Source organism: Sulfurihydrogenibium yellowstonense SS-5, assembly GCF_000173615.1.
Classification (GTDB): Bacteria; Aquificota; Aquificia; order Aquificales; family Hydrogenothermaceae; genus Sulfurihydrogenibium; species Sulfurihydrogenibium yellowstonense.
Genome location: NZ_ABZS01000002.1, coordinates 1 through 21556 on the forward strand (window position 1 = coordinate 1; position 21556 = coordinate 21556).

The 21556-nt window shown below is 32.6% G+C and carries 18 protein-coding genes and 1 CRISPR repeat array; of the genes, 12 read left to right on the top strand and 6 right to left on the bottom strand.

Features of this window, described 5'->3' with window-relative positions; genetic code table 11:
* Nucleotides 1-96 precede the first annotated feature (96 nt).
* The 10 genes from SULYE_RS00120 (at nucleotide 97) to SULYE_RS00170 (ending at nucleotide 8942) form a co-directional block, all read left to right on the top strand.
* Complete coding sequence (locus SULYE_RS00120) at nucleotides 97-1089, top strand: IS110 family RNA-guided transposase (RefSeq protein ID WP_007545380.1); 993 nt, start codon at nucleotides 97-99, stop codon at nucleotides 1087-1089.
* 226 nt (nucleotides 1090-1315) lie between these two features.
* A complete protein-coding gene (locus tag SULYE_RS00125; protein WP_007545381.1) occupies nucleotides 1316-1672 on the top strand; it encodes a TraR/DksA C4-type zinc finger protein in 357 nt (118 codons plus the stop codon).
* Nucleotides 1669-2247, top strand: coding sequence for a nicotinamidase (locus SULYE_RS00130; protein ID WP_007545382.1), 579 nt, complete (start codon nucleotides 1669-1671; stop codon nucleotides 2245-2247). The genes SULYE_RS00125 and SULYE_RS00130 overlap by 4 nt, the downstream gene beginning before the upstream one ends.
* On the top strand, nucleotides 2244-4007 hold the full coding sequence (locus tag SULYE_RS00135) for a bifunctional 3'-5' exonuclease/DNA polymerase (protein WP_083790673.1): 1764 nt from the start codon (nucleotides 2244-2246) through the stop codon (nucleotides 4005-4007). The genes SULYE_RS00130 and SULYE_RS00135 overlap by 4 nt, the downstream gene beginning before the upstream one ends.
* Before the next feature lie 166 nt (nucleotides 4008-4173).
* A complete protein-coding gene (recO, locus tag SULYE_RS00140; RefSeq protein WP_007545384.1) occupies nucleotides 4174-4770 on the top strand; it encodes a DNA repair protein RecO in 597 nt (198 codons plus the stop codon).
* Between the two features lie 4 nt (nucleotides 4771-4774).
* On the top strand, nucleotides 4775-5107 hold the full coding sequence (locus SULYE_RS00145) for a hypothetical protein (RefSeq protein ID WP_007545385.1): 333 nt from the start codon (nucleotides 4775-4777) through the stop codon (nucleotides 5105-5107).
* Nucleotides 5091-6752, top strand: coding sequence for an arginine--tRNA ligase (gene argS, locus SULYE_RS00150; protein WP_007545386.1), 1662 nt, complete (start codon nucleotides 5091-5093; stop codon nucleotides 6750-6752). Before SULYE_RS00145 ends, argS begins: the two co-directional genes overlap by 17 nt.
* Nucleotides 6752-7615, top strand: a complete 864-nt coding sequence (locus SULYE_RS00155) for an SPOR domain-containing protein (RefSeq protein ID WP_007545387.1) — start codon at nucleotides 6752-6754, stop codon at nucleotides 7613-7615. Before argS ends, SULYE_RS00155 begins: the two co-directional genes overlap by 1 nt.
* Before the next feature lie 330 nt (nucleotides 7616-7945).
* The gene (gene rfaE2 / locus SULYE_RS00165; RefSeq protein ID WP_007545392.1) at nucleotides 7946-8401 is read left to right on the top strand and encodes a D-glycero-beta-D-manno-heptose 1-phosphate adenylyltransferase; all 456 of its coding nucleotides are present in this window, start codon (nucleotides 7946-7948) and stop codon (nucleotides 8399-8401) included.
* Nucleotides 8388-8942: a CDP-alcohol phosphatidyltransferase family protein gene (locus SULYE_RS00170; protein WP_007545394.1), complete on the top strand. Its 555-nt coding sequence runs from the start codon at nucleotides 8388-8390 to the stop codon at nucleotides 8940-8942. The genes rfaE2 and SULYE_RS00170 overlap by 14 nt, the downstream gene beginning before the upstream one ends.
* Here SULYE_RS00170 and dapE read toward each other — a convergent pair.
* The 5 genes from dapE to SULYE_RS00195 all read right to left on the bottom strand — a co-directional run bounded on the left by dapE (nucleotide 8920) and on the right by SULYE_RS00195 (nucleotide 17249).
* Entirely contained in the window at nucleotides 8920-9990 is a 1071-nt protein-coding gene (dapE, locus tag SULYE_RS00175) for a succinyl-diaminopimelate desuccinylase (protein WP_007545395.1), read from the bottom strand. The two genes, SULYE_RS00170 and dapE, sit on opposite strands and share 23 nt — an antisense overlap.
* 139 nt (nucleotides 9991-10129) lie before the next feature.
* Nucleotides 10130-11615: direct repeats of the CRISPR family, unit length 30 nt; unit sequence GCTTCAATTCCTCATAGGTAGGCTACAAAC.
* 689 nt (nucleotides 11616-12304) lie between these two features.
* Nucleotides 12305-13579 carry a beta-barrel assembly-enhancing protease gene (locus tag SULYE_RS00180; protein WP_007545397.1) on the bottom strand — a complete coding sequence of 425 codons (1275 nt, stop codon included), beginning with the start codon at nucleotides 13577-13579 and terminating at the stop codon, nucleotides 12305-12307.
* A 285-nt stretch (nucleotides 13580-13864) separates the two neighbouring features.
* Nucleotides 13865-15094 (bottom strand): molybdopterin molybdotransferase MoeA, encoded by a 1230-nt coding sequence (locus SULYE_RS00185; protein ID WP_007545398.1) that lies wholly within the window; start codon nucleotides 15092-15094, stop codon nucleotides 13865-13867.
* A 2-nt stretch (nucleotides 15095-15096) separates the two neighbouring features.
* Nucleotides 15097-16689, bottom strand: coding sequence for a carbamoyl-phosphate synthase large subunit (gene carB, locus SULYE_RS00190; RefSeq protein ID WP_007545399.1), 1593 nt, complete (start codon nucleotides 16687-16689; stop codon nucleotides 15097-15099).
* Nucleotides 16686-17249 (bottom strand): YqiA/YcfP family alpha/beta fold hydrolase, encoded by a 564-nt coding sequence (locus SULYE_RS00195; protein WP_007545401.1) that lies wholly within the window; start codon nucleotides 17247-17249, stop codon nucleotides 16686-16688. The genes carB and SULYE_RS00195 overlap by 4 nt, the downstream gene beginning before the upstream one ends.
* A gap of 282 nt (nucleotides 17250-17531) precedes the next feature.
* On the opposite strand from SULYE_RS00195, the gene SULYE_RS00200 reads away from it, so the two are divergent.
* Nucleotides 17532-18554, top strand: a complete 1023-nt coding sequence (locus SULYE_RS00200) for a YifB family Mg chelatase-like AAA ATPase (protein ID WP_007545402.1) — start codon at nucleotides 17532-17534, stop codon at nucleotides 18552-18554.
* Complete coding sequence (locus tag SULYE_RS00205) at nucleotides 18551-20143, top strand: hypothetical protein (protein ID WP_007545404.1); 1593 nt, start codon at nucleotides 18551-18553, stop codon at nucleotides 20141-20143. The genes SULYE_RS00200 and SULYE_RS00205 overlap by 4 nt, the downstream gene beginning before the upstream one ends.
* 260 nt (nucleotides 20144-20403) lie before the next feature.
* On the opposite strand, the gene SULYE_RS00210 is transcribed toward SULYE_RS00205, so the two are convergent.
* Nucleotides 20404-21237, bottom strand: coding sequence for a hypothetical protein (locus SULYE_RS00210; protein WP_007545405.1), 834 nt, complete (start codon nucleotides 21235-21237; stop codon nucleotides 20404-20406).
* Nucleotides 21238-21556 lie beyond the last annotated feature (319 nt).

Here is a 21556-nt window from a genome sequence, read left to right on the forward strand (position 1 = left end):
ATCAGAACATTAGGCTTTTAAGCCTGTATTGATTACGATGATAGGTTATCAGGAAGTTTCTCTCATGTCAAGTATTTTATGAAAGGAGGTGCTTTTATGAATAGCTACAAAATCGTCGTTGGAGTTGATGTATCTAAAAACTCATTCACTGCTACAGTTTTGTATGATAACAAGAAAGAAACCTTTGAAGTTAAATCAGACCCGGTTGAGTTTGAAAAGAAAATAAAGCCTTATCTTAAAAAGTTTAAGCAGTCAGATATGCTTATCATAATGGAGCATACAGGAGTTTATCATTTAAAGCTTGCTAATTATCTGTATGAAAATGGCTATAAAGTAGCAGTGATTAATCCATTTTCAATAAGGAAATTTATGGAAGCTAAAATGACAAGAGTTAAAACAGATAAGACTGATTCATACTTTATTGCAGAGTACGGAAGAACGTTTTTCGATGGAGAGCTTTATAAACCAAAACCAGATGTAGAAAAAGAGATTGAAGTAAAACTAAAGATATTAGAAGACCTACAGCATCAGCTTACAAAGCTAAGAAATCAAAGAGAATCTTTAAGTCATGTACCAATACCAATGAAAAAATTGAAAGAGAACTTGGAATATTATGATGAGATAATTGAAAAAATAGAAAAAAGCATAAAAGAACTTGAGAAAGAAATAAAAGAATTGTCTAAAAAGAATTTTCAAGAGGAATACAAGCTTTTAAAAAGCATACCTGGTGTAAGTGATAGGACTATAGGAATGATAATATCAGTATTTGACGGATTTAAAAGATTTAAGAGTGTAAAAGAAGCAGCCAGCTTTGCTGGTTTAAATCCAAGTCCATACGAAAGTGCAGCATGTGTAAAGAAAAGTGGTTCGATAAAGAAAATGGGAAATCCATATGCAAGAAAGATACTATACATGGCAGCATTATCAGCAATAAGGTTTAACAAATACTGCAGAGAATTATACGAAAGGTTAGTAAGTAAAGGTAAAGCTAAAAAGTTAGCATTAGTGGCTGTAGCACATAAGTTATTAAGACAGGCATATGGTGTATTAAAAAACAGAAGACCATTTGATGAAAATTTTTGCACTTGACATTTAACATAGAACATTCTGAGCGAAGCGAAGAATCTCATATTTTTCTTTTCAAATCAAAAAATCAAAAAAGAGACTTTTGGACTTACGTCCTCAGTATGACGGACAAGGTAAACTTATAAAAATTTTGGAACACTCTTCTCTTTCACTTGATTTAAAAGCTTTTTCTTTTAACTTATACAGTATGATAAAATTAAGTATTTGATATTTTATTTGAGGTTAAAAAATGCAACACCTAACACCTGAGCAAATAGAGGAGCTTAAAAACATCTTACTTGAATGGAGAAATCAGCTGATAGAAGATACAAAGAAAAACACAGGAGAAGCTCTTTCATTTGAAGGTGCTGATGAGATGGAAAGGGCAGAGGCGGAGACTTCAAGAATCTTAACACTTCGAAATCTTGACAGAGAAAGAAAGCTTTTAAAAAGAATAGAACAAACCTTACAAAAAATAGAGTACGGCGTTTATGGAATATGTGAATCATGCGGTGCCGAGATTCCATACGAAAGATTGAAAGTAAGACCTATTGCTTCTTTATGTATAAAATGTAAAGAAAAACAAGAAGAGGAAGAAGAAAAATGAGAGTAAAGCTTACAGATAAAGATGCTTTAGTTGTAGTTGATATGCAAAATGATTTTATGCCATATGGAGTTTTGCCTGTAAAAGATGCTGACAAAATCGTCCCAACGATAAACAAATACATAGAAAAATTTGAAAATAAAGGGCTTCCTGTTTTCTTTACAAGAGATTGGCATCCGGAAAATCATATATCTTTTAAGGGATTTGGCGGAATATGGCCTCCTCATTGCGTTCAAAATACAGAAGGTGCAAAATTTCATCCAGACCTGAAAATTTCATCAGACAACAAATTTATCATTTCAAAAGGTTTTTTACAAGATTTTGATGCTTACTCAGGTTTTCAAAATACAGTTTTAGATAGCTTATTAAAAGAAAGAGGAATAAAAAGAATTTTTGTTTGTGGCGTGGCAACAGATTTTTGTGTAAAAAACACAGCTGTCGGCGGTGTAAATCTTGGATATCAAGTATTTTTACTAACTGATGCAATTAAGCCGGTTTTTGAAGATAAAGAGAAAGAAGTGATAGACGGTCTTTTAGAAAAAACAGTTATAGCAATAGAGCTTCAAGATTTAGAATGATGGATATAAACTACATCACACAAGAAAATCAGCTTGAAAGTCTAAAAGTATTACAAGATAAACCTTATCTGTATTTAGATACAGAAGTAATGATAAAAGATTTTGAAAACATAGATTTTTTCAATGATAAAATCAGGCTTATTCAAATTGGTGATGAAGAGAATACTTTTGTCATTGACTTACTAAAGATAAATCCGGAAGTGGTTAAAAATCATATTCAAAACCTGATAGAAAATAAAGGAATTATAGGACATAATTTAAAGTTTGACTTAAAATTTTTAAAAACAAATCTAAACATACTTCCAAAAATCGTTTTTGATACTATGATAGCATCTCAGATATTGGCAAAAGGAGATAATAGTCAAAGGCATTCTCTATCAGCATCTGCAAAAAGATTTGTCAGCTTAGATGTAGATAAAACATATCAAAAATCACCTTGGTGGGCAAAAGACCTTTCACCTGAGCAGATAGAATACGCAGCAAAAGATATAGACGCATTAAGACATCTTTTTAAAGAAGAGAAAAATCAATTAAATCAAGATAATTTGCATAAAAAGGCATCAGGAGAAACTTTTAAAGTTTTTGGCGTGATTAATCCGGTAGCAGCGCTTGAAATGGCTTTCCTTCCAGCGCTTGTAGAGATTGAACTTTCAGGCATTCCGATAGATGAAGAAGAGGCAAAAAAACTTTTAAAACAAAAAGAATTAGAATTTCAAGCTGACTACATGAAATTTAAAATAAAAACAGGAGCAGACCCATTTTCTCCGCTGCAGGTGGTAAACTATCTAACAAACAAACTTAAAATCAAATTACCAAAAACAGAAAAAGGTTCGTTTTCATCCCAAGATGTATTTTTAAAAGACTATGAAGATATAGAAGAAGTCAGACTGCTTTTAAAACTAAGAGCAGACAAAAAAATAATCGATAAAATCAAAGAGATATTGCAATTTACAAGAAACAAAAGAGTTTACGGAGAGTTTAAGCAGATTGGAGCAGCAACAGGAAGGATGTCATCACTTCGTCCAAACCTTCAAAACATACCAAAAAATCTTAAATATCTGTTTAAACCTAAGGAAGGATATAAGTTTATAGTGGCTGACTACTCTCAGATTGAGCTAAGAATTGCTGCCCAGTATACAAAAGATGAAAACATGATTACCGCCTTTAATGAAGGTAAAGACCTGCACAAGCTAACAGCTTCAATCATTACCGGAAAAAGTTATGATGAAATCACAAAGGAAGAAAGACAGCTTGCAAAGGCTATAAACTTTGGTTTAATCTATGGAATGTCTCCAAAGTCGCTTATAGAGTATGCAAAGGCTAATTATGGCGTCAGTATAAATCTTCAGGAAGCTAAAAAATTTCATGAAAATTATTTTAAATTTTACAAATCTTTTAAGGATTGGCATGACAGAGTTAAAGAACATCTTGATAAGCACAGGTTTACCACGCTTGAAACGTTGCTTGGTAGAAAGCTAATAGCATACAAATTTACAGACGCAGTTAACTATCCAATTCAAGGCTCAGGCAGCGATTTATTAAAAATGGCTGTTGTGTTTTTCTTTAAAGAAAGAAATGATTTAGATGCGAAGGTTGTTAACCTTGTTCATGATGAAATCTTGGTAGAAGTTGCTGCAAATGATATAGAAAAAGCAAAAGAGGTTTTATCTTCATCTATGGAAAAAGCAGGAAAGCTAATCTTAAAAGATGTTCCGGTTGCTTTTGAAATGGTTGTTTCTGACAGTTGGAGTAAGGAGTAAAAACGTGAGACGTTTTTTTGTCATCCTGAGGCCGAAGGATCTTATTTTGATTTTTTGATTTGAGAAGAAAGATTAGATTCTTCGCTTCGCTCAGAATGACGTTAACAGGGAAATTCTTCGCCAGCTGTAGAATGACGAATAAAAAAGACAGTTGGAATAAGGGATAATGGAAACTATATATAAAGATGAAGCTATTGTTTTAAATAGAAAATTCGTAGGCGAAAAAGATTTAACTATTACCGTATACACAAAAAAATCCGGAAAAGAAAGCATATACATTCAAAACGGTCAGTATCTAAAAAATATGCCTTACTCAATACTTTCTCCATTTTGTTGGTTTAAAGCTGTGCTGATCAAAATAAAAGACAAGCTCATCATATCTGAGATAGACTCTTACAAGCAAATAGGCTACTACATAAGCCAAGATATAGAAAAATTTGAAGCAGGGTTCAACATCATTAACTTTACATACAAGCTTGCACCACATCAAGATGAGAGAATCTTTATTCTTTTAAAAAAGAGTTTGTATTTTTTAACCATTTCTAAACTTCCAAAACTTCTTGAAATTTTGTTTCTTTTAAAGATAACCTACCTAAACGGCGAGCTTGATTTAAAGAGATTGGATTTAAATAATAAAGAGTTTGATTTTTTAAAAGGTTTGATGGAAAAAAGCATAAAGGAAGCATCACAGCTAGAGATAGAGAATGTAGAGTTTTTAGAGAGTTTACGAAGCAAGTTGATAAGGGAGTTGGTTAGGGAATAAGAGAATGCCAAAACTTCTCATACTACTTATAATCATCGCAGCTTGGATAATAAGCTTTTTATATCCATTTTTTAGAAATTTCCTTGATGAGCAAGAGTTAGACCTAACCTATATTGGCTTACTTGGACTATTAATCTTCATTCCATTTTTAATAAAAATTCAAAGCCTGCCCAAAAATTGCCCTATAAAGATTTACACTATTGGAATTCTTGTCTTTACACCTTTTGTAGCCATGAAATTTGATATAATTAATTTAGCCGTTATTTTTATCTATTTAAACTTTATCAGCTACATAATTTGTATAAAAGGAAGGAGAAATAGTGAAGCAGGAGATTAGAGATAAAATTTTAAACATTCTTAAACAAAACAATCTTTTATTTGAAGGCGTTGAAGATAAAATAAAAATAGAGTCTCCAAAAGAAGAAAAATTCGGCGACTTATCAACAAATGCAGCATTCATACTTAGCAAAAACCTAAACAAAAAACCTTTTGAAGTTGCAAACCAGTTAAAAGAACTCTTTGAAAAAGACCCTTACTTTGAAAAGGTGGAAGTAGCAGGGGGTGGATTTATAAATCTTTTTATTTCTGATGCTTTTTACCATCAAATCTTAAACAAAGCAATTGAAGAAAAAGATGAGTTTGGAAAAGCAAAAGAAAAAAACAAAGGAAAGATAAACATTGAATATGTTAGCGCAAACCCAACTGGACCACTTCATTTAGGACATGGTAGGGGTGCAGTAGTAGGAAACATACTCTCAAATCTTTATGATTACATCGGATATAAAGTTGAAAGAGAGTTTTATATAAACGATGCAGGAAATCAGATTAAAAAGCTTGGAATGTCTGTCTATGCAAGATTTAGACAAATAGAAGAACCAAGTTATCCATTTCCGGAAGATGGCTATCATGGAGAGTATATAAAAGATATAGCAAAAGAGATTTATCATTATGAAAGAGAAAAAATACTATCTTTCTTAGATGAAGAAGAGGCGATAGAATTTTGTGCTGAGTATGCCAAGAACTTTTTACTTGATGAGATAAAAAAAGATTTAAAGCTTATCGGCGTTGAGTTTGATATCTGGTATAGTGAAAGACATTTATACCAGCACGGAAAGGTAGAGCAAGCTTTAAAATTTTTAGAAAGTAAAGGGTTAATCTATGAAAAAGATGGAGCTTTATGGCTAAAAACGTCTCTATATGGAGATGAAAAAGACAGAGTAATAAGAAAATCTGACGGAAGCTATACATATTTTGCCGCAGATATAGCATATCATTACGATAAGTATTTGAGAAACTACGATTTTATAATAAACGTGTGGGGAGCAGACCATCACGGATACTTCCCAAGATTAAAAGCTGCAATCATGGCTTTTGGTGTAAAAGAAGATTGGATAAATGTACTGTTTATTCAGCTTGTTAAGCTTTTTAAAAACGGTGAAGAAGTGAAAATGTCAAAAAGGTCCGGAGACTTTATAACACTTAGAGAACTTGTAGAAGAAGTAGGAAAGGATGCAGTTATCTATTTCTTCGCATCAAAAGACCCAAACACACATCTAAACTTTGACATAGACATTGCACTTAAAAAAAGCAATGAAAACCCGGTGTTTTATGTCCAATACGCCCATGCAAGAATAAGCAGCGTTTTTAGAGAAGCTCAGCAACGATTTAACTTTAACCCAGAAGAAGATTTTGAGGCTGATTTGTCTTTATTAAAAGAAGATTTAGAAAGAAGTTTGATGAAGTATATCTCAACCATTCCGGACGAAATTTATGATGCAACCATAAAAAACCAGCCACACAAAATAACCAACATCACTTATGAGCTTGCGTCAAGATTACACAAATATTATTACTATCATAAGTTTTTGATAGAAAATGACGAAAAGTTAATGAAAGCAAGACTTTATTTATTAAAAGCCGTTAGAAATGTTCTAAGAACTTTATTTAAAATAATGGGTATAACACCTGTTGAGAGGATGTGATGGAAGACAGAGACTTAAAAGCAGCTGTTCAGCAGATAAAGAAAAAAAGAAAAAAAGAAATGATGGAAAGATTGATTATATTCCTTTCAGGATTATTGATAACTCTGGTATTTATAGCTCTTGGATTAAATTATTACTCTAAGTCAGAAAAAACAATTTCAGAGCCGGATATAAAAGTAGCAACAAACTTAGAAAAACCGGCAACGCCACCACAACAAATTCAAGCACAACCACAACCTACCCAGCCACCACAGCAACCAACCGCTGAATCTCAACCACCACAACCTAAGCAAGAAGAACAGCCGGCAGGACAGTCAAACGTAAAACCTGAAGAAATTGAAAAGCTAGCTCAAGAAAAAGAACCATCCAAAGAACAATTAGCTAAAGAACAGCCAAAAGAAGAAAAACCTAAACAATCTGAAAAACAACCTGAAAAAACAAAATCAGAAGAAAAACAACAAACAGCACAAAAACAAACCGAAAAACCTAAACAGCAAGAAAAAGCTATTTCTAAAGAACAACCAAAAGAAGAAAAGTCTAAGCAACCTGCAACAGCTGCAAAAGTAGAAAAAAATAAAGAAGAATCTAAGTCTGTAAAACATGAAGAGTCAAAAGAAAGTAAGAAAGTTGATAGCAAAGAGATAACTTCATTAATATCATCCGGTGGATTTTCTATTCAAGTAGGAGCATTTTCAACAAGAGAAAAGGCTGAAATAGAAAAAGCAAAATATCCTAATGCTTACATCATAGAAGAAAATGGACTTCATAAAGTGTTGGTTGGAAAGTTTAAAACTGAAAAAGAAGCAAGAGATTATCAAAGAGAACATGGCATAAAAGGCTTTATTAAGAGAGTTGGAAGTTAAGGTTGAACCAGCTTTTAGAAAAAAGAAAGCTTTACTTCGCATTTTTATTTAGCAGTTTTATCTTTTTTGCTTTATTGATAATTCTAAAGATACCTTTAAATCCATTTGATACCGGCCATCCGGTTTATATTTTATCCATTTTTTCTGTTTTACCGGCTTATCTGTTTTTTAGCAGAAAAAAGATATCTTTCAAAAATCAGCTGATTCTTGGATATATTCCCTTAATCGCAGGATTTTTTATCTCCATAATTTTTAACAATAGCATATATTTTTTAATATCTTTTCCTATTTTTTTGCTGAATTACATTATAATAGTGCCAAGGAGATAATATGGACTATTTAGATATTATCCAAAAAGAAAGAGAGAAAGGAAAGAAAATTGTATTTACAAATGGATGTTTTGACATTATCCATGCCGGACATGTAGATTATTTAGAGAAAGCAAAATCTCTTGGAGATTTTCTTGTCGTTGGACTAAACAGTGATGAGTCTGTAAAAAGATTAAAAGGACCAACCAGACCGGTAAATCCGGTAGAGCAAAGAAAAAAAGTCTTGCAAGCTTTAAAACCGGTAGATTTGGTCATTGTTTTTGAAGAAGACACACCGGAAAGGCTGATAAAAGAAATTAAGCCGGATGTACTTGTGAAAGGTGGAGATTGGAAGATAGAAAATATTGTTGGTGCAGATTTTGTCATGTCTTACGGTGGCAAGGTTTATACAATAGACTTTGTTTATGACACCTCTACAACAAAGATTATAGAAAAAGTAAAAAATGAATCTGCCTAACCTTCTTACACTCTTAAGAATAATCCTTGTTCCTGTTTTTATAACATTTCTTTGGTATAACATGCCTCTTTTTGCTTTAATAACTTTTACTATTGCCGGTTTAACTGATGCGATAGATGGCTATCTTGCAAGAAAGTATAATCAAGAATCACAGCTTGGCAAAATTCTTGACCCAATAGCAGATAAAACCCTGCTCGTTTCAGCTTTTGTATTCATTTTTAACTCGGATTTATCTATAAAGTTTCCTTTTTGGTTTATCTTATTTGCAATATCAAGAGATATTTATATCCTTGCAGGAAGCTTCTTGATTTATCTAATCAAAGGAAGCTTAAAAGTCAAGCCCTCTTTTTTTGGAAAAATGACAACTTTCTTACAGATATTTACAGTAATTTATACTCTAATTTCAAATGTTTTTCCAAATCTTTATAACCATTTATTTTATGAATCAGCTTTAATCATAACTTTTATTGTTATGGTTTTATCTCTGCTGACCTATACTTATGACGGCATCAAACAGCTTAACGACTTAGAAAATCTTTGAAAATTTCATAACTATCAAATAAGTTTTTTATAAGAATGTATTCATTTTTTTGATGTGCTTGAGCCGGGTCTCCGGGTCCAAAGTTTACAGCATCAATTCCGTATAAGGATAATCTTGCAACATCTGTCCAAGCCTGCTTTGCTTCTATTGGTAGATTGTACTTAGATACAAAATCTTTTAAGGTTGGATTATTAAGACAAACATTGCCGGATGGTGCAACGTCTGTAAACTCGACCTTTGCTTCGTTGTTTACAAGATTTAAAAGCTCTTCTTTTGCCTGCTCTATTGACTTGCCCGGTGCAAATCTATAATTTACGTTTATCTCAAATTTATCCGGAATTATATTCCTTCCGCCGGAAAAGCTAACCATTGTAGCGTTCATAACTTCGTAGTATTTAATTCCGTGAAAATCATATTCTTTTATTCCAAACTCAGAAAGTCTTTTTAGAAAGTTTACAGATTTATGGATTGCATTCTCTCCCTGCCATGGTCTTGCTGAATGTGCTCTTTTTCCTTCAAAAATTACCGATGCATGCATCGTTCCAAGACATCCAACCTGCACGACGTTATTAGTTGGCTCTAAGGCAAAAGCTAAATCTGATTTTTGAATAATATTATATTGTGATAATAACGGCTCTAATCCATTATCTACATAAGGACCTTCTTCTTTTTCATAGAATACATAGATGGCGTTGTATGATTTTTCTTTATCAGAAAAGTGGTCTATCAAAGCCATCATAACAGCAAGACCACCTTTCATATCACTTGCACCAAGTCCGTATATTCTATCTTCTATTATTTGACCGGTAAAATCATTTGTTCCAGGTACTGTGTCAAGATGACCGATAAATCCGATCGTCTTTTTTGATGGTTCTAATTTATCGTAAGCTATTATAGAATTGTTGTGTCTGATGATGTTTAAATTGTAATTTTTCAAAAAATTTTCTACAAAGTCTGCTATTTCTTTTTCATTACCTATAACAGACGGAATGTTAACAAGCTTTACTGTATAGTCAATAAGTTTTTGTTTTTCTGAGTCTGTAATCAATTTTAATCACCTGAAATTGAGTATTTAAGTTTAAGAGTATTTATTATAGCATTTTTGATTGACATGAAAAGATGTAACGTTATTTAAACCATCATCATTTATGAAATATCTTTATGACAATATCAAAACTTTTTCAAAAAGCTTCATTCCTCATAGGTAGGCTACAAACCACTCTGGGACATAAAAGACTTCTTAGAAGCGAAGGCGTTTCAATTCCTAATAGGTAGGCTACAAACAGCTGTCGGGCATGCAAGTACAGCACAAGTTATGACGGTTCAATTCCTCATAGGTAGGCTACAAACAAAGATAAAATCTCTATTAAAGACGGGCTTGTTTACGGCTTCAATTCCTCATAGGTAGGCTACAAACGGGAATTTCCGTAAAAAAGTTGGAGCTTTTTTGAAGCTTCAATTCCTCATAGGTAGGCTACAAACTAAGATAACCACATCTGAAAGACTTTTCATCTTCTTCAGGCTTCAATTCCTCATAGGTAGGCTACAAACAGCCTGAATGTCTGCTAAAACCTTCTGGTCTGCTTTGCTTCAATTCCTCATAGGTAGGCTACAAACTCATTGTGAGATTTATTTAAAATAAAAAACTACCTGCGCTTCAATTCCTCATAGGTAGGCTACAAACAAGTAATTTAAAGCTATCAGAGTTTGAATATACTCAGCTTCAATTCCTCATAGGTAGGCTACAAACAAGTAATTTAAAGCTATCAGAGTTTGAATATACTCAGCTTCAATTCCTCATAGGTAGGCTACAAACCTGGAAACCTAACGCAGTCATTGCAACAAATTCAAAGCTTCAATTCCTCATAGGTAGGCTACAAACTTAATGTTTGGTGTTGAGTATAGAAAAGGTGTGTATATGCTTCAATTCCTCATAGGTAGGCTACAAACTGTTGGAATGACAGTTCAACAAGTAATAAATGCAAGGCTTCAATTCCTCATAGGTAGGCTACAAACTTATTACTGCTTCCCACAAAAAAACGTCCAAAAGCGGCTTCAATTCCTCATAGGTAGGCTACAAACTTAAATCTGAACCGTGTGGGATTAAAAAATTTTTATTATTCAATTCCTCATAGGTAGGCTACAAACCCGCTAATCTTGAAAGCTTGTATGGGAATATATTAGTATTCAATTCCTCATAGGTAGGCTACAAACTAGGAGGTGTTTAGTCATGGCTTACATTCATAAAGATATTCAATTCCTCATAGGTAGGCTACAAACTTAAGAAAGGTGATAGAAATTTGTTTATGTTCTCTGTATTCAATTCCTCATAGGTAGGCTACAAACAGTTTTATTTATTAAGTTAGAGATGATAAAATCAATAATTCAATTCCTCATAGGTAGGCTACAAACGAAGCAGCAAGAGAATATAACGAATGGTGGGACAAGAATTCAATTCCTCATAGGTAGGCTACAAACTTCATGGTGGTCAATGAAGAATGTGTATTAAAGCTATTCAATTCCTCATAGGTAGGCTACAAACCCCCATCGGGCGAGAAGAGGTCGAAGGTAAAGATTGATTCAATTCCTCATAGGTAGGCTACAAACAGGAGTTGGTTGGTTTGTGATAGGTGTTTCTACGATGATTCAATTCCTCATAGGTAGGCTACAAACCCGTTAACTTTTAACTCAAAAATAAATTCGCAAAAATCCTATTCAATTACCAATGTGTAAAACATTATATCAAATTTTTTAAAAATCCGCAAGTTGAAGTTTTTTTCCGCAAACTTCGATATACAGAAAATATATTATTATATTTTATCCTTTAACTTCCCATCACAAGCCAACCGCTGAAAACCCAAAACTCAGAAAGGGGCGGAAAATATCACTCCTTAACTTTCCGATCTTAAAAAATTTTAAAATAAAAAATTTAAAATCAACAATAACTTAAGCACTAAAAAATTCAAAATCAAAAAATTCAATTCAACAAATACTTACAACTACTTTTTAAAAAATCTCTCTCAAGCTATCACTACACAATCTCAAATTAAACATCAAAAAATAAAATCATATTATCAATACCTTAGCTTCACTGACTACTAAATCATCTCACTAAGTAATCAAGCAATCAAACAAAAATAACTAAGATACTGATAAACCAATCTCTAACGTTTTACATTTCACATCTCACGTTTTACGTAAAATAAGCTTGTGCTGGTTAACCTATTCAATTGCCAAGGTTCGGTTAAAAAATTAAAAAGCTAATAAAAATATACAAAAAAATTTTCTACATGTCAAGCGGAAATTCGTTTGTAATTCTACGGTCAATCTTATACTTTATTTGAATTTTTCAGCCGAGATTCCTACCTTACCAACGTTCTTAATCTATTTTGTGCGTCTTGCTCCCATCCTCTTCTGCCATCGGTAAGTTTTAAAGCTATAACAAGGTTGTTATATGCGTTTTGTCTGTCTCCAATGCTTTGATAGCTTACACCAAGGAAGTAGTAAAGGTCTGGATTAGAATCTATTAAATTTTTAGCATTTTCTAAAACTCTTATGCTTTCTTTATAGTTTCCAAGCTTTGTTAAAGAAGCTCCCATTATAAGCTGCGGCATAAAGTACATTCTATCAATGTTATATGCTCTTAAAGCATCTTCATAAGCTTTTTTAAAGTCTTTAAGCTGATAGTAAACATACGCTCTGTATGTATATGCAGCATTGTTTTCTGGATATGCTTTTATAGCTTTATCTAAATTTGTTAATGCAACGGCTAAATTTTTATTTTTTAAATTGTCTTTTGCATTTTCGACGTATTTATAGCTGTCTGAAGTTAAGACAAGGCGCTTTTTAATCTCTTGAAATTTTTCACTGTCTTTTTTGAGGAGTAATTTGTCTGGATATTTTGTAGCTATTAGCTGAGAAACGTTCTGTATTCTTTCTTCCGGTAATGGGTGAGTTAAGAGCCATGCAGGAGCATTGGTTTTTTCCATTTTTTTAAACTTTTCAAAAGTTGTGATTAAACCTCTTGGGTCGTAGCCTGCTTCGTAAGTAAACCTAACACCTAAAGCATCTGCTTCTCTTTCCTGGTCTCTGCTATACTTTAATTGCAAAAGACCTGCCGATATCTGTGCAAGTTGCATAACGATTTGTTGATGCTGAGATTGGGAGGTTGCTACAGCTAATATATTTAGAAGTATGTTTAATCCGTAAGTTTTTTCTAAAAATTTTGCATGGTGTCTTGCGTTGATGTGTCCAAGCTCGTGTGCTATTACTCCGGCAAGTTCTGATTCGTTATCAAGAGTGAGTAATAATCCTCTATGAATAAAGACAGGACCACCTGGAAGTGCAAAGGCGTTTACTTCCCCTGAATTCACTACATAAAACTGATAATCTACTTTTCTGGGTGCTACTGATGCTAATTTATAACCAATGCTTTTAACATATTCTTGAACTTCTCTATCTGGATACAGCCCATCGTTTTCATTTATAGCTTGTGGAACAACCTTTTTACCAATTGCTATTTCTTCGCTTTCTGGCAAAAGTGTTAGGGTCGGCTTTCCTGTTAACGGATCTTGAACTTGGGCGCAGGAAATTACAAAGAAGATGCCTATTATCAAGAATTTGAAAATCCTCTTCATTTTACTACCTCCCTCTAAATCTCACAATAAAAGATTTACCTCGTAATAAATTCAATGAAAGTATAAGATTCTTCGCCAGCTGCAGAATGACAAATAGGGTTGCTCTTTCTCTAATGCTTATCATTCAACCCTTTCCGTCATCCTGAGACCATAAGGCCGAAGGATCTCATTTTTAAAAATTGATGAAAAAGGAGATTCTTCGCTTCGCTCAGAATGACAAGGTTGATTTTTTGCAAGCAGTCTCAAGGTTCACTTATTCAATTAGTAAAAACCTCATCAAGGTTTTTATATCTCCCTGTCAAAAAAGATAAACCTTACCTTTTCTCCTGCTTCTATTTGATGAATATCTATATCAACCAAAACCAATGCGTTAGCATTTAACATACTTGTAAGCATGTTGGAAGCTTGTTTAGTAAATGGTTTTACATAAAAATTATCTTCCTTGTATTCAACGTATGCTCTTATAAACTCTAATCTATCTGCACTTTTTCTTTTAAAATCTTCTGTTAAGATTCCTGTGAATATCTTATTTTCTGGATTTTGATATCCCATCATCTTTTTTATAGCCGGTTTTACTAAAATCTCATAAACCACCATGGAAGCAACAGGATTTCCTGGAATGCCAAAGAAGATTTTTTCACCATCTTCTCCCCATGTGCCAAATGCAACAGGCTTACCCGGCTTTAAAGCAACTTTCCAAAAATGAATGCTCACATTTAACTCTTTTGATACAAAATCTTTAACAAGGTCATACTCGCCAACAGATACTCCGCCCGTTGTAAGTAATACATCGCAGTTTTTAGCCCATTTTAATTTTTCTTTTATATCCTCTGGATTGTCCTTAGCAAAGCCTATGATTGTTGGGATGGCTCCTGTCTCTAAAACTTGTGTATAAAGTGAGTATGTGTTTGATGTTCTTATTTGAGATTCTTTTGTGATGTTTTCTCCTATATCTAAGATTTCGTCTCCTGTAGTAATGATTCCGACTCTTGGAATTTGTTTTACATAAACGGTTGCCTTATTTACAGAAGAAAGAACTCCAATTTCAGCAGGTCTTAATCTTTTTCCTTTTGGAATTAGTAAATCTCCGGCTTTATAGTCACCGCCTTTTTCTCTGATGTTTGCACCTTTTTTTAATTCTTTAAGAATGTATACAATGCTGCCTTCCACTTTTGTTAATTCTTTTTGGATTATTGTGTCTGCACCTTCTGGAATCAATGCTCCTGTGTATATTGGAATGGCAGCACCTTTTTCTAATTTTGGCGGTAAATCTCCTGCTTTGCTTTCTCCGATGATTTTTAAAGCAGCTGGATTATCCTCAGATGCTCCGATGATGTCTTCATGTCTTACAGCAAAGCCGTCCATACCGCTATTATCAGCAGGCGGATTGTCTCTGTCAGCATGTATATCTTCTGCTAATATTCTGTTTAAAGCTTGATGTATAAAAACTTTTTCATTTCCAAGTGGTTTAGTTTTTTCCAAAACTATTTTTAAAGCTTCTTCGTATGCAATCATTTTTAACCTCCTGTATGGATTTCTTGTAATGATTTTACAGTTAATCCTTTCTCTTTGTATGATTTTATTGCCATGGCAGCAGCTTGGGCACCTCTTACAGTTGTAAAGTATGGTGTTTTTGTTGCAACTGCTGCCCTTCTAATATAGTATGCATCAGACCTTTCTCTTTTACCGGAGGGTGTGTTTATGATTAAAGCTATTTCTTTGTTTTTAATTCTATCAACTATGTTTGGTCTTTCTTCTGAAAGTTTGTTTACAAGATTAGCTTCTATACCATTTTGTGTTAAGTATTTATAAGTTCCCGTTGTTGCGTAAATATTAAATCCAAGATTTTTAAGCTCTTTTGCAATGTCTAAAATGTAAGGTTTGTCCTTGTCTGCTACTGATATAAACACATTTCCTTTTTCTGGCAGCAACTGACCTGCTGCAGCCTGTGCTTTCCAAAATGCAAGACCAAGGTCTTCATCAATACCCATTACTTCTCCAGTACTTTTCATCTCTGGACCAAGTAATGGGTCTACTTCCGGAAATCTATTCCAAGGAAAAACTACCTCTTTAACTGCAAAGTATTTAAAGTCTTTTGAGTGGAAATCTGTTGCCGGATGCGGGTCTTTTATCCGGAAAACTTCCGGGACGATCTCTCTTAATTTTTTGCCAATCATAACTTTTGATGCAATCTTGGCAAGTGGATATCCGATAGCCTTACTTACAAATGGAACTGTTCTTGATGCTCTTGGGTTTGCTTCAATAATGTAAATTTCGTTATCCTTTATTGCATACTGTATGTTTATAAGTCCTATAGTATTTAAAGCTTTTGCAAGCATTCTTGACTGCTCTTTTATCTTAATTACTACCTCATCAGGAAGTGTGTAATGTGGAATACAGGTAGCACTGTCTCCTGAGTGGATGCCGGCTTCTTCTATATGCTCCATCACTGCACCAACTAAAACATCCTCTCCATCACAAACACAATCAACGTCAACTTCTATACTTCCATCAAGGAATTTATCTATAAGAATTGGTCTATCCTCTGTAACCATGACGGCTTCTTCTATGTATTTTAAAAGCTCTTCCATATCATAGACCAATCTCATAGCTCTACCGCCAAGGACGTAAGAAGGTCTTACAAGAACTGGAAAACCTATTTCTTGGGCTACTTTTACCGCTTCATCCTTTGATTTTGCTGTTGCACTTTCTGGCTGTTTTATTCCAAGCTTTATGATTAAATCTCTAAACCTTTCTCTGTCTTCTGCAATGTCTATACTTTCTGGCGATGTGCCAAGAATTGGTATATTTAATTTTTCTAATGGTTTTGCAAGTTTTAACGGTGTTTGTCCCCCAAACTGAACAACTACACCAAATGGTTTTTCTTTTTCTATAATGTTTAAAACATCTTCAAGGACAATAGGCTCAAAGAATAACTTGTCAGAAGTGTCATAATCTGTTGATACAGTCTCCGGATTGCAGTTTACCATTATAGCCTCATATCCTTCTTCTCTTAAAGACCAAACACAGTGAACGCAAGCATAATCAAACTCTACACCTTGACCAATTCTATTTGGACCACTTCCAAGAATGATTATTTTCTGCTTCATAAAGCCTCCATCTTTTTAAAATCTTCAATAAGCTCTTTCATGTGAGTAAATCTATGATTTCCGCCTGGATACATCACAACATGAAAACCATCAAAATATTTTGCTGTTTCTTTACTATCTAAAAGTTCATCCTCTTCATCAAGATATACATAGACTAGATTTTTTAGACTCGACAGGTCTTTTACATAAAAGTTTTTGAGACTTTCTAAATTTTCTTGAGAAAAATAATACTCTTCACCGGTTTTAAAGTTTTTCTGAGGTCCGACTTGCTTTTGTAAAGATTTGTATGGGTCTATCGATGGGTTTATCAATACGGCTTTTATTTTAAATTTATCTGCTAAGTATAAAGCATAAAACCCGCCAAGAGATGTCCCAAAGATATAAAGTTTATCTTTATCTTTTATAGAATCTGTCAAAAATTCTAATAATTTCATTGCTTTGTCGGGTTGATATGGTAATGTTGGAGCTATGATGTTCTCCGGACCAAAGGCTTCTTTCAGATGGTTTATTTTATCGCCATAACCGGCAGAGTTAAATCCATGAATATACAAAATTTTCATCTCTAAGGCACCTCAGATTGATTTAATATATTTTACAATATTTGAAATTTTAAAAGTACTCAGAGGTTTTTGAAAAATGAACTCTAAGGATAATAAAGAAAAGAATAATAACGTTCTTCTGAAGCTGTAGAGAAGGCTCTGCTGCTTTTTTATACTACTTTTTGCCATTACGAACGATAGCAAGGAATCTTCGTACTTTTTTACCTCTAACTTTCCCACTTCATTTAAATTAGTTATGCTAAAATTAAATCAATCATGGAAATAAAAGGGGATTTGTAAAGAATGCTTTCTGTTGTCAAAAGCGGTGGAACGTATGGAATAAATGGCTATGTTGTAGATGTTGAAGTAAATATTTCTCAAGGACTGCCGCAGTTTACAGTTGTAGGACTACCGGATACAGCAGTAAAGGAAAGTAGAGAAAGAGTAAGGTCTGCAATAGAAAATATAGGATATAAGTTCCCGGTTAAAAAAATTACAGTAAACCTTGCACCGGCAGACGTATTAAAAATAGGGACGCTGTATGACCTGCCAATATCCATAGGCATTTTAGCATCTTCCGGAATAATTAATGAAAACGATTTGAAAGATACAGCTTTTATTGGTGAGCTTGCTTTAAATGGAGACTTAAGAGGTGTTAAAGGAGTATTACCGATCGCAATCAAACTAAAAGAAGCTGGCTTTAAAAGGTTTATAGTTCCATTAGAAAATGAAGAAGAGGCAGCAATTGTAAATGGTCTTGATGTTTATGGATTTGCTAATCTTAAAGAAATTGTGATGTTCTTAAACGGAGATTTAGAAAAACAGCCTAAAAAGATAGATGTTGATGAAGTTTTAGAATGTAGTTTAGACCATATAGGAGATTTTGCAGAAGTAAAAGGGCAGTATACAGTCAAAAAGGCTCTTGAAATTGCAGCGGCAGGATTTCATAATCTGCTAATGATTGGCTCGCCGGGCTCGGGTAAAACCATGCTTGCAAGAAGATTTTTATCAATACTGCCACCACTTACATTCCAAGAAGCAATAGAAGTAACAAAAATACACAGCATAGCAGGAGTTTTGAAAGACAACATTGTAAGATGTAGGCCATTCAGGTCTCCGCACCATACGATTAGCGATATTGCACTTATTGGTGGGGGATGTAAAACTCAAAAATTATTGCGAAAACTCAAAATATATTGCGAAAAATACAAAAATTATTGCAAAACATTCATAAATAGTAATTTTTTATTCAGATATCCATGCTATTTAACAGTCAGTCAATTTTTCTTTCCTGTACCTATCTATTCAAAAGGTAATCTAAAATGAATAGTGAAGCTTTTAATATTCTTAACAATGAATCTAACAAAAAAATCATTCAAACACAGAAAAAGTCTACTTTGATAGTTTGCGGTTATACAGATTTAAATTTTAGCCATGCAAGTGATGCTACTATAAAGGTCATATTAAGAGATAAAAGCAGTGGTAATTATCTAATAGCGTATAAAGTACCTGTAAAGTCTTTAGGTTTACTGCCTATCGGAACTGAAATATATAAAAATGAAGTAAAATATACGGAGTTTCGGGAAGTAAATATAAAGCATAATTTTTATAAATTTAGAGCATATAAGTATGATGAATTAAGCGGAAAAGAGAAAGATGCAATTTCAAAGTCTATATACGGAGATATTACTAAATGGAGCAGCGGAAAGTTTGTTGCTAAAAAGCCATATTTTTATATTTTCCCACAAAACAAGGATAGCATAATAATAATTCCTGACTTTCTACTACTTATACCATTTTATTTTCCCGATGATATTATCAGTAATATTACAATAGGGTTTAAACAACTTGATAGTTATATTGATACTGATAGGGTTGATTGTAATAATAAAGCTCTTTTATTGAAAAAACATGTTCCTGAAAGTTCTAAACTTTCTATCGTTCTTTTGTATCTGTATGCTTGTTATGAAGAGGCAAGAAAGAGACAAGGAGAGATTTTAATTTATCATAACATAATTAAAATGAAAAAGGAACAAATAGAAGAGATAGAATTAGAGTATAAATCTATTGAAAACAAAGAAATGGAATTTTATTACAAATTTCCTTTTAACATGGAAACTGAATATATTTTTGAGGGCGAATATATTAATAACATATTTATTGCTTACAGGATACATCTAATAGATTTTGGTATAAAGATTTTTTACAGGTATTCTGGGAAAGGTGAGACAAGTCATCCATCTTTAGAAAGGTATTTTGAAGTGAAAGAAGTTGATGATATTAATATCAGAGGAAGTGATATAAATCACTCATTGAAATCAGGTATAGAAGATAGAGAATTTGCAAATAAAGATTTTAGATATATAGGTCAATTAGAAAAATTGGAGCCAGAGAGAAAGTCAAAAAATCAAACCAATAATAGCCTTATTCCGATAACCGAATACAGCAATGAAAAAATTAATGAAGGCGGTTTTGGTTTTGAAAAGAGCAAAGATGGTTATGCATCTAAAATGAAAAGCGTAGAAAATGACGATGTTGATGGTTTGATAGATGCTTTAAAAAAGCATAAAGGAATAAAAAATTTTATAGATTTAGGTTCTTGGAGAGAGTGCAGAGTTATTTATTTTGTTTATAAAAGCAAACATGTTTTAGTTGTGTTTCCCGTTATTAAAAATTCAGGTTCTTATTTATTTTCATCGAGAAGCTTTAATTTTAAAGATAGTTTTAAGTGGATCGTAGAGGAGATTTTAAGGATAAGGAAGAGACTATCAAAGTTTAAAAGTTTGGATGAGTTTAGGAAAAGTAAGATTTTGAATAAAAGTAATATCATATTTCATCCTACTCAAAAGTATGTGGGAAGCAAGAAGGAGTGGATAGAAAGGTTATTGGAAAAAGTTGACAAGGACAAGAAATAATCAGTAAAGTTTTATAAAATTATTTACTTTTGGTTGGAATATTATGTGATTATACAAGAATTTTATTTAAAATTTTTTTAGATAAATCTTTGTTCTTATTGAAAATAATAAATGTCAATTTATTATCCCTCTACGTTGTCGCAAGCGATCTCTCTGAATATTTGCTACTTTCTAATTCTTAGATACTCTTTAAAACTGTAAGCAATATCTAAAGCTAAACTATATATGAGTTTTAGTTTTTATACACTTATTTTAAATTTTTAACTGCTTTCAATTTTTTTTATAGCTTGAATGTTTACTATTTTGACTGAAAAATTTATTTCATATCCAATAATGGTTTTTTGGTCAATATTTTTACAAATAATGTTCACGTTATTTTCATCTAAATCTACGATTCCGTAAGCGTCTGCTCCAACTATAATAGTTTGGTAAACTTCTTCATCGCCGACATGCTTAATAAATAACGATGTTTGAGTAGGAATATATTTTATTCCAAAGCAATCTACATAAAATTTCTTTCCTCCTTCTTCTACGGGTAAAAGAGACGAATATTGAGAACTAATTAATTCTTCAAGCTTTCTTGGATGAATAAAGCAAGCATAATAACCATCCTGAAATGGGGGGACTTTATTTTTTATTAATTCATCTATTCCTGAAATAATCTCCTCTCTTAGTGATTTCTTTGTTGAAAGATCATTACTTTGTTTTTGGGAGGGATAAGGATAAGAATTTTGGAGAAGTGTATTTATTATTTCTTTTTCTATCTCTTGCTTAGCATAAAAAGCAAGATAAGTAATAGATTTATCTATTAAAGAAGAGAAAGGATATGTATTATTTATGTCGTATAGTTTATCAAGTAGAATATGCTCAACATAACGTATGTCTAATCTTGCATAAATTCTGCCCACAGAACCTATTTGTTTTTGATAGCGGTTATCAGTATTTGGAGAAAGATATATAAACTCTAACTCTACAGATTTTTCTTCCTTGTTGGATAATTTACATATTTGTCCATATTTAAGAAATATAAGACTATCTCTCAATAAAGATAAAAATTTATTTTTATAAACATCTGGACATTCTGGTCTTTCCATGACAAAACCTCCTTTAAGAAATTTACATAGGTTTGATTTTAGTATAGCACAGATTTTTTAAAAAACCAAGCAAAGATTTCACATATTTTTATCTTTTCCATATGTTGTGTTTTTATTTTCTCTTGTTAATAAGAGCTTACTATGTATCTTAATGAAAATCTATAAACAAAATGATTTTTTTATTTTTGGTATGTGTTCTCGATAGTTTTGACTTGTGCTTGCAGATTATTATAAACAACAAAAGAGTAAAAGGCAAATTATTGAAGCAGTAAATTCTCAAATAAAGAATTTCAATCTTATAAGTAGATTGAGAAAGATT

Excerpts from the sequence above, each read along its gene's own strand:
- SULYE_RS00125 (WP_007545381.1), top strand. The coding sequence starts at position 1,316 with ATGCAACACCTAACACCTGAGCAAATAGAGGAGCTTAAAAACATCTTA.
- SULYE_RS00210 (WP_007545405.1), bottom strand. The coding sequence starts at position 21,237 with ATGGAAAGACCAGAATGTCCAGATGTTTATAAAAATAAATTTTTATCT.
- SULYE_RS00200 (WP_007545402.1), top strand. The coding sequence starts at position 17,532 with ATGCTTTCTGTTGTCAAAAGCGGTGGAACGTATGGAATAAATGGCTAT.
- SULYE_RS00145 (WP_007545385.1), top strand. The coding sequence starts at position 4,775 with ATGCCAAAACTTCTCATACTACTTATAATCATCGCAGCTTGGATAATA.
- rfaE2 (WP_007545392.1), top strand. The coding sequence starts at position 7,946 with ATGGACTATTTAGATATTATCCAAAAAGAAAGAGAGAAAGGAAAGAAA.
- SULYE_RS00180 (WP_007545397.1), bottom strand. The coding sequence starts at position 13,579 with ATGAAGAGGATTTTCAAATTCTTGATAATAGGCATCTTCTTTGTAATT.
- SULYE_RS00130 (WP_007545382.1), top strand. The coding sequence starts at position 1,669 with ATGAGAGTAAAGCTTACAGATAAAGATGCTTTAGTTGTAGTTGATATG.
- SULYE_RS00120 (WP_007545380.1), top strand. The coding sequence starts at position 97 with ATGAATAGCTACAAAATCGTCGTTGGAGTTGATGTATCTAAAAACTCA.
- SULYE_RS00185 (WP_007545398.1), bottom strand. The coding sequence starts at position 15,094 with ATGATTGCATACGAAGAAGCTTTAAAAATAGTTTTGGAAAAAACTAAA.
- SULYE_RS00170 (WP_007545394.1), top strand. The coding sequence starts at position 8,388 with ATGAATCTGCCTAACCTTCTTACACTCTTAAGAATAATCCTTGTTCCT.
- SULYE_RS00135 (WP_083790673.1), top strand. The coding sequence starts at position 2,244 with ATGATGGATATAAACTACATCACACAAGAAAATCAGCTTGAAAGTCTA.
- carB (WP_007545399.1), bottom strand. The coding sequence starts at position 16,689 with ATGAAGCAGAAAATAATCATTCTTGGAAGTGGTCCAAATAGAATTGGT.
- SULYE_RS00155 (WP_007545387.1), top strand. The coding sequence starts at position 6,752 with ATGGAAGACAGAGACTTAAAAGCAGCTGTTCAGCAGATAAAGAAAAAA.
- SULYE_RS00195 (WP_007545401.1), bottom strand. The coding sequence starts at position 17,249 with ATGAAAATTTTGTATATTCATGGATTTAACTCTGCCGGTTATGGCGAT.
- SULYE_RS00205 (WP_007545404.1), top strand. The coding sequence starts at position 18,551 with ATGAATAGTGAAGCTTTTAATATTCTTAACAATGAATCTAACAAAAAA.
- recO (WP_007545384.1), top strand. The coding sequence starts at position 4,174 with ATGGAAACTATATATAAAGATGAAGCTATTGTTTTAAATAGAAAATTC.